9 protein-coding genes and 2 pseudogenes are annotated in these 7441 nt (G+C 56.9%); 7 read left to right on the plus strand and 4 right to left on the minus strand.

The annotated features are described in order from the left end of the window. Positions 1–278: 278 nt before the first annotated feature. From FCU66_RS19535 to FCU66_RS41985, 3 genes and pseudogenes are all read left to right on the plus strand, one after another. On the plus strand, positions 279–824 hold the full coding sequence (locus FCU66_RS19535; protein WP_136620818.1) for a phosphatase PAP2 family protein: 546 nt from the start codon (positions 279–281) through the stop codon (positions 822–824). Positions 825–828: 4 nt separating this feature from the next. Next, a complete protein-coding gene (locus FCU66_RS19540; protein WP_136620817.1) occupies positions 829–1761 on the plus strand; it encodes a diacylglycerol/lipid kinase family protein in 933 nt (310 codons plus the stop codon). Further along, positions 1758–1961: pseudogene (locus FCU66_RS41985) on the plus strand (metallophosphoesterase); the annotation flags it as partial. The gene FCU66_RS19540 and the pseudogene FCU66_RS41985, both read left to right, overlap by 4 nt. Positions 1962–2056: 95 nt before the next feature. Here FCU66_RS41985 and FCU66_RS41990 read toward each other — a convergent pair. Next, positions 2057–2329 carry a hypothetical protein gene (locus FCU66_RS41990; protein ID WP_246093963.1) on the minus strand — a complete coding sequence of 91 codons (273 nt, stop codon included), beginning with the start codon at positions 2327–2329 and terminating at the stop codon, positions 2057–2059. A 544-nt stretch (positions 2330–2873) separates the two neighbouring features. Between FCU66_RS41990 and FCU66_RS19550 the strand changes: the two genes are divergently transcribed. Together FCU66_RS19550 and FCU66_RS41995 are read left to right on the plus strand one after the other, a co-directional pair. After that, complete coding sequence (locus FCU66_RS19550) at positions 2874–3830, plus strand: DUF72 domain-containing protein (protein ID WP_246093958.1); 957 nt, start codon at positions 2874–2876, stop codon at positions 3828–3830. 61 nt (positions 3831–3891) lie between these two features. Continuing rightward, on the plus strand, positions 3892–4407 hold the full coding sequence (locus FCU66_RS41995; protein ID WP_246093959.1) for a DUF982 domain-containing protein: 516 nt from the start codon (positions 3892–3894) through the stop codon (positions 4405–4407). 67 nt (positions 4408–4474) lie between these two features. Here the strand turns inward: FCU66_RS41995 and FCU66_RS19565 are convergent, their stop codons facing one another. From FCU66_RS19565 to FCU66_RS19575, 3 genes and pseudogenes are all read right to left on the minus strand, one after another. Then, positions 4475–5002 (minus strand): inorganic diphosphatase, encoded by a 528-nt coding sequence (locus tag FCU66_RS19565; RefSeq protein WP_136620816.1) that lies wholly within the window; start codon positions 5000–5002, stop codon positions 4475–4477. Between the two features lie 132 nt (positions 5003–5134). Then, positions 5135–5749, minus strand: coding sequence for a cysteine hydrolase family protein (locus tag FCU66_RS19570; RefSeq protein ID WP_281285533.1), 615 nt, complete (start codon positions 5747–5749; stop codon positions 5135–5137). Between the two features lie 50 nt (positions 5750–5799). After that, a pseudogene (locus tag FCU66_RS19575) lies at positions 5800–5979 on the minus strand (plasmid stabilization protein); the annotation flags it as partial. A 309-nt stretch (positions 5980–6288) separates the two neighbouring features. On the opposite strand from FCU66_RS19575, the gene FCU66_RS19580 reads away from it, so the two are divergent. Further along, positions 6289–6735: a DUF6894 family protein gene (locus tag FCU66_RS19580; protein WP_136620814.1), complete on the plus strand. Its 447-nt coding sequence runs from the start codon at positions 6289–6291 to the stop codon at positions 6733–6735. Between the two features lie 99 nt (positions 6736–6834). After that, the gene (locus tag FCU66_RS19585) at positions 6835–7344 is read left to right on the plus strand and encodes a YciE/YciF ferroxidase family protein (protein ID WP_136620813.1); all 510 of its coding nucleotides are present in this window, start codon (positions 6835–6837) and stop codon (positions 7342–7344) included. Positions 7345–7441: the final 97 nt, after the last annotated feature.

The raw sequence follows: 7441 nt of genomic DNA on the forward strand, positions 1-7441 counted from the left end.
CGCGCGACTCAACGCCGTGGGTGAGAATTGGTTCGCCCAGCGCTCCATGAGAAGGCCTTGAAGCCAAGCTGCGACGTAAAACCCACCTCCCAAAAGCGTGAAAAGCGTCAGAGAACCTCCCTCATGCGGGCGGGTTAAGTTGCGTTGCTCATTCGTTATCGGATTGCATCAATGCTCGAAGAGACCGCCTCGCCAGCTTCTGTCGTCCTTGCAAAGCGTCCGCTACGCACATTGCTCGTCCCCTTCCCCATCGTCTGTTTCACGGGCGCCGCACCATCATGCTTGCGCTGCGAAGCGCTGCCAATCCATCCTATCCGGTCGGTCCGCCCTGGTTTCAGGAGGCAGCGCGTGACGTCACATCTCTGGGAAGCGTGGTCTTTCTCGGATTGGTGCTCTTGGCGGTGGTCGGGTACCTCCTTCTGGTTAAGAAGCGCTCGCTTGCCGTCTTCACTGGGGTGGCCGTGCTTGGAGGCCAGTTGCTGAGCACCGTTCTCAAGTCGACTTTCGATCGACCTAGGCCGGAGATCCCTCATGTCACACGAGTTTTCTCGGCGAGCTTTCCCAGCGGACACGCAATGCTTTCAGCGATCACCTTCCTGACCGTTGGCGCGCTGCTAGCCCACGTGACTCCTGACTGGCGTGTCAAAACCTACTTTATGGCACTAGCCCTCTTTCTGACGGTGGCAGTGGGAGCAAGTCGGATCTATCTGGCGGTTCACTATCCCACCGACGTCCTCGCAGGCTGGTGCATCGGTAGTGGCTGGGCGATCCTTTGCTGGACAATCGCTTTGTGGGTTGAGCAAAACGGCCGGCGTAGAGGCTAGAACCTTGGACGTTTTAACGCTCATCAATGATGGTGCCGGCTCCGTCGCTAAGACTGGGGATGTAAAGGAACTCGTTCGAGAAGGCTTGCGCCAGCGAGGATTGGAAGCCGATGTGAGGATGGTACCAGGCCGAGAGATTGGCAAAATTGCCAAGAGCTTTGTTAGCGACTTTCCTCCCCGCTCGGCGTTGCTGGTAGGTGTTGGGGACGGCACAATCAGCGCTGCCGCGTCGGCTCTTGCGGGCACAGAGAAAGTGCTGGGTGTACTCCCGCTTGGCACTCTAAACCACTTTGCCAAGGACCTTGGTTTGCCGATGGAACTGGGGGCCGCGATGGATGTGATTGCGGCAGGCAACGCGACAATGATCGATGTTGCGGAGGTCAACGGCCGCGTCTTTCTCAACAATTCGTCTATCGGCGTTTATTCCTTCTTTGTTGCCGAACGCACCACGGAGCAAAGGCGTTCAGGGGCTAGCAAACTTGCCGCGATTGGCCCGGCTCTCGCCCGCACCTTGAAAGCAGCGTCCTGGCAGAGCGTCCAGATCGCCGCTGAGGGCACGCGGGAAGAGTTGCGGACCCCATGCGTTTTTGTCGGCAACAATTTCTACGATGCCGCTGATTTTGGCCGCCGCAAGAGCCTGTCGTCTGGAGATCTGTGCGTCTATCTTGTCCGAAGGCAGTCTTGGTTGGGCCTGATGGTCCTCCCGCTAAAGATTGCGCTTGGTCTGATCGACACCGCTCGCGACGTGGAGTTGATACAAGCCAAAACCCTGGAAATCGCTTCGCGGCACCGTGACGTGATCGTCTCTTTGGACGGCGAAGCCGTCGAAATGAAAATGCCGCTTCGCTTTCGAATCCGCCCCGCAGCGCTAAGGGTGCTCTCGCCTGCCAAGCAGGATGCACATGAGATTGGCCACCGCGCGAAAGCAAGTAAGTGAAGACATTGGTTCACCTTTCCGACCTACATTTTGGCACGGCTGAGAAAGAGGTTGTCGAGGCCATTGCAGCAGAGATACGTGATCTCCGTCCAGATCTGGTCGTTGTGTCGGGGGATTTTACACAGCGCGCACGCAAAGCGGAGTTTTTGCAGGCAAGAGCGTTCCTGGACCTCCTGGCAGGCCCTCAGATCGTTGTGCCCGGCAATCACGACGTCCCGCTCTGGAATGTCTTGGCGCGAGCCCTGACGCCGCTGGCGCGGTACAAACGCTATATCAACCCAGACCTTGAACCCTTTTATGCCGACGCAGAAATCGCTGTCACCGGCATCAACACCGCGCGGTCGAGACCATCAAAGACGGTCGAATTAATGTCAGGCAGCTTGAGTGCGTCAAACAGAGGCTGGCGAACCTGCCTGCCAACATCACGCGCGTGGTCGCCACGCATCACCCGTTCGAAGGTCGAGATCCCGAGAGCGACAATGGAATTGTCGGCCGGGCAAGGATTGCGATGGAGGCCTTCTCGCAAAGTCGTGTCGATATAATACTGTCCGGACATCTGCATATTCATCGCGCCAGTTCCAGCGTCGTGAGCTACGCCAAAGAGGGGTACGACACGTTGCTCATTCAGGCCGGTACGGCGATTTCATCACGCCGACGCGAAGCCCTCAACTCCTTCAATCTCATTCAAATTGACCGTCCGGAAATCCATTTGGAATGTCGAGAATGGCAGGCGTCACGCGAGAGGTTCGCAGCTGCCGCGCGCTATTCCTTCAGGTTGGGTGCAGATGGGTGGGAAAGCTTGAAAAGCTGATCATCAGAGAAATATGCACCTAAGGACTTTTTGGAGGCCCCGAATCGACAGTGGCGTCAAAACATTCGCTGACATTGTCCGCAACTTGGCAATGCCGTCATTCAGAAGCCATTTCCGATCACAAAACGAACATTTGGCGGGACTTTCGCGGACGGTTTCGAGGGCTAAACGCATCGCCGCGTCGACACCAGTCTTGTCCCTGGGTTCCGTTCCTAATGGACGCGTCCGAAACTGCGCCACTTCAGGCAGAGGTAAGGAGCCATCAGGTTGTGCCCGCGTTGAGGCGCGGAAGGATAATTTCATGAGTACGGAAGCCACCAATCGGAAAGACCTTGGACCCGATCCGCGTCGCGAACGGCGCAGGTTGCGCAGAGAGAAGCAGCGAATTGAAAACTTTGGACGTGCCGAAAAAATGCATGTCGCCCGCTTGGCCGGGGCAAGTGTAGAGCGCGGGCATAGCGTGCCGTCTCTGGAGGCTTCTGCCTATGTCGGATGCTCGGGATGGTTTTACTGGAAATGGCGGGGACAGTTTTACCCGACGGATCTGCCCACCAGCGCTTGGTTCAATCACTACGCGAAACAGTTCGATACTGTCGAAATCAACGCATCCTTTTATTCCTGGCCAACCGTTACAAATGTCAAAGGCTGGGCTCGGCAACCTGGCAACCGCAGTTTCGTCTACACAATTAAGGTCTGTGAGCTGATCACTCACATCAAGAGGTTCAAGGGCACCAAGACCCTCGTGATGGATTTTGGAATGATTGCCGATATCCTCGGTGAGCGAATGGGCTGCTTTCTATTCCAGCTCCCGCCCAGCTACGATTTCACAAAGGCGAGGCTAAACGGCATCCTCGGCCAACTCGACCCGGCCCGGCGCAATGTGGTGGAGTTTCGTCACGCCAGTTGGTGGAACGAAACTGTTTACTCGGCCTTTCGTGAGACGGGCACAATCTTTTGCTCATGCAGCGCGCCTCGTCTTCCGGATGTCTTGGTGCGGACAGCAGATGACGTCTACGTGCGGCTCCACGGTCCAATGCGGTGGTACCGGCATGATTACACCAGAGACGAGCTAACGGAATGGGCTGACAAAATCCGAGCCAGCGGCGCAACGAGAGCTTGGGTTTATTTCAACAATGACTATGAGGGCTTTGCGCCAAAGAATGCGCTGACAATGCGACGCTTGCTGAAGGTACAACCGTCAGACGATCAACCTCCTATCGCCGCCGATGAATGCATGATGAGGGTCGGAGCGAAATGACCACGTCTGCAACCTAGTGTTTGTTCGAACGTTTATCGCCAACGAAACACGGGGGCCTATAATGGACGACAAACAATTCGACAAACCGGTCAGGGTTCGCCTCTTCGAGGGCGCAAAGACGCTGGCTGTTAGATCTGCACGTCAAGCATCGGCATTGCTTGCCAGCACTGACTGGCCAGGTGAGCGAACCGAGTTGCATCGTGATGCGTTTGAAACCGCTGAAAAGGTGGTGGAGGGGAGCCGTTCCACGGTCGACAGCCGCACCCGCTTCGAAGAAGCCGCTCGTGAAGCTGGGATATTGGTGGAAAGCGACGACGACGAGGGTCGCAAGGTGACCTATTTTGAGAGCAGTGTGAAAATCCGCCCTTATGGCAGCTCATCTGTGCGTGAAGTGAAGTCTCTTCAGGGAGCCAGCGAAGTGCTTATCGACTGGCCACACGCCAAGCGCGGGCCTTTTTACCAGTCGGCGCGAGAAGTCGTCGAAGCCGCGATCGAGGGTACGTCACTTCCTTCGCAAGCTCGGGAGGCTTTTGTGGCTCTGGCTGAACACGCCGGAATTCTGGTCGCCCATGCCTGAACTCGTGGGCTGGGAACTGGGGCCCTTATGTCCGTCGTTCTGCCAAGGCAAATCCCCGAAGTCAATTTTACTTGCGGGCGGCAAAGGCCTTCATGCCTCTTTTTATCGATGCATAGGCCTCTTTGGTGTTCTGCCAGCCTTTGAACTTGAGCTCCTTGCCAGTGCCAATGACGGAGGAAAGAAAGAACTGTTCGATTTCCCGCCGAAGGTCTTCGGGCACGTGATCGGCAGCAACCGGTTCGTCGGATGCGTCGCGCGGACAAAAGATATAGCGGTCATTGCGCAGCGCCTTGCCTCCTTGATCCTTCTGCCTGACACGCAACGCTCCGAGCAAGTCGCATTTGATCACCACGCCTGAGGCGGTCGCCGCACGATGAATGACGAGCCCATCGAGGGGATCGCCATCCTCACCTAACGTGGAGGGTATAAAACCCCAGTCGTAGGGGTAAATCATTCCGACCGGCAAGGGGCGGACATAGCCGAATACCTGAGTTGCCGGCTCATAGGCGATCTTGGCGGCCGCGCCGCGCGGGGTTTCAACCACCACTCTGATCAGGCCATTCGTCCTCGTCGGCAGCTTAAGATAATTGGGCATCCGGAAACCTTTACGGCGAGTCTGAGTCTATGGAACCTCAGGACGCGGAGAATGTTCCAAGGCAGTCCCTTCCAAGAAATTTCACATGTTCAAGGCCGTCGCGCGGAGGGGCGGGTAGGCTTGAGAGAAATCCTATCTTTTCAACATTGACACAATTTCGGCGGTGTTCGCGGTCTCGATATGTTGCCCGTATCGATTGCTGAAAAGATCGATCATCGCGTCGTGTGATTGGTTCGAAGCGCTGCAAACCGCATCCTCCACGACAATCGTTCGATATCCGTAGTCCGCGGCACCGAGAACGGTCGAAAGCACGCACATGTCGGTCTCGCCTCCCGTGACAAGGACGGTATCGCAACCTCGCGCTTCAAGCCGCGCGCGAAGGTCGGAACCGAGCCAGGGCGAATAGACAGGCTTGTCGACCACCTTGGCTGGCGGTATGAATTTCTGCAGATCCGGAGCGAGATCGACCAACTGGGAGCCCATTTGCTCGATGGTCATCATGTCCCATCGACGGTAGTATCGCTTCCAGGTACCTACCCCGTCGCCTGCCCGGCGCGCTGGAATGAACCGCGTGAAGTACGTATCGTCAGCGCATGTTTCGCACAACTTTACTATGTTTGGCAGCACCCTCGGCATCCAGGAAAGTGCCCACGGCGTCTCTTCCAAATACATGCGTTGCATATCGACGCAAACGTGGACGGCTCGCCGTCCGATCGGGTCGTCCCTGAGAGTCGAACGACAGGCCACGACCTAGCCCTTACTAACCGCGCCTTGAGCGGTGTTCCCCGCGACTACCCATGATCCTTCCGGCCGGAGCCGCCCTGCTTTTTGCCGCCGCCATCTTCCTTGTTGACGGTCGCCCATGCCCGGCGTTCGGCTTCCTTGTCCGATACACCGCGCTTCTCATATCCATGGGCAATATGGTCGGCCTTGCGCTCCTGCTTGTCGGTATATTTCGTTTTTTCGCCTCGTGGCATGGTCGTAACTCCTCGTTCAATTGCTCACAACGGAGGTGGTTCACCGAAGGTTCCGCTGTCTGGCGATTCAAAGATGCCGTGTGATCCGGCCGTACTGATCTTTAATGTATTCGAACTCCGTCTCGGCTGGCCGAGGATTGGCCGACTGGCTTTGCCGGCGAGCACACGCCTGTTCATGAAGCGCAGCAAGTTCGGAAGGTCCCGGCGGACCTCTCAAACATGAGATAGTTTAGCGGCAGTTCTTTCGACGATCGTCAGGAACAACCTCCCCCTCCGCGCATTGCCTGTCGACAGACAGGAGGTGTCGAAATGGAACTGATAAACACAGTGGTCCGCCGAAACACGTTCGGCAACGTTGTCGAATTTCTTGGCGAAGGCGGCGAGGCAGTGAGTGTTACCATCGCATCTGGCGGAGGCAGGGCAGACGATGAGCTCGTGGAAACAGCCAAGCAGATGATGGTCCAGATCGTGGCCTTCGACCGAGCGGATATCGGCGTTCCCCAGACCGCCGAAGGATCCGCGCAGGTCTACACTTTCGAGTATCAGGACAAGGGGATTGTTCGGGTAATGCCGGGAATTTCCTTGCCGAATCTGAAGGCGGTGCAAGACGAGGTCAACCGATCTGCAGAGGATTTGTGGAAGGACGCACTCGACAAGGCTGAGGCCCCGGTGGGGTGGGCAGTCCGCGCCCGAGATGCAGGCGGCGAAATCGTGGCGACGTGCACCTATGAGGACATTCAACTCCGCGACGCATAAAATTTGCTTTTCGCTAGGGAACGAGTCCGCAAACGAATTGTTATTTGGTCGCCTCCAGTCGACGAGGCGGTCAAAAACAAAAGAAGAAAGGAAAACGCGATGGCGACGACCAAGGCATCATCCAAAGACCTCAACGACCTTTTTCACGACACGCTCAAGGACATTTACTTCGCGGAGAAGAAGATCCTCGCGACCCTGCCGAAGATGGCCAAGGCAGCGCAGAGCGCCGATCTGAAAGCCGCCTTCGAAAAGCATCGCGGTGAAACGCAGGAGCACGTTGCTCGCCTCGAAGAGGTGTTCGAGGTGATAGGCAAGAAGCCGGCGGCGAAGACCTGTGCTGCCATTATGGGAATCACCGAGGAGGGCGCCGAGATCATGGAAGAATACAAGGGTTCTCCTGCCCTCGACGCCGGCCTGCTCGCAGCGGCACAGGCGGTGGAGCACTACGAAATCTCGCGCTACGGAACGCTGCGGACCTGGGCGGCGGAAATCGGCCTGAATGAGGCGGTCAATCTCCTTGACCTGACGCTTGGCGAAGAAAAAGCAACCGACGCGGCCCTTACAGAACTCGCGGAATCCGCGGTCAATGTCGCTGCAGAAGCAGCATAGGCAGACAGGTTTTCCTCATTTCCTGTTTTCCGGAGCCCTGGTGGTCGATCACCAGGGCTCGCCCATCGAGCCCTAATTGTGAGCTTTCGGGAGGTTG

The organism is Mesorhizobium norvegicum, assembly GCF_004919685.1.
In the GTDB taxonomy this organism is placed as follows: domain Bacteria; phylum Pseudomonadota; class Alphaproteobacteria; order Rhizobiales; family Rhizobiaceae; genus Mesorhizobium; species Mesorhizobium norvegicum.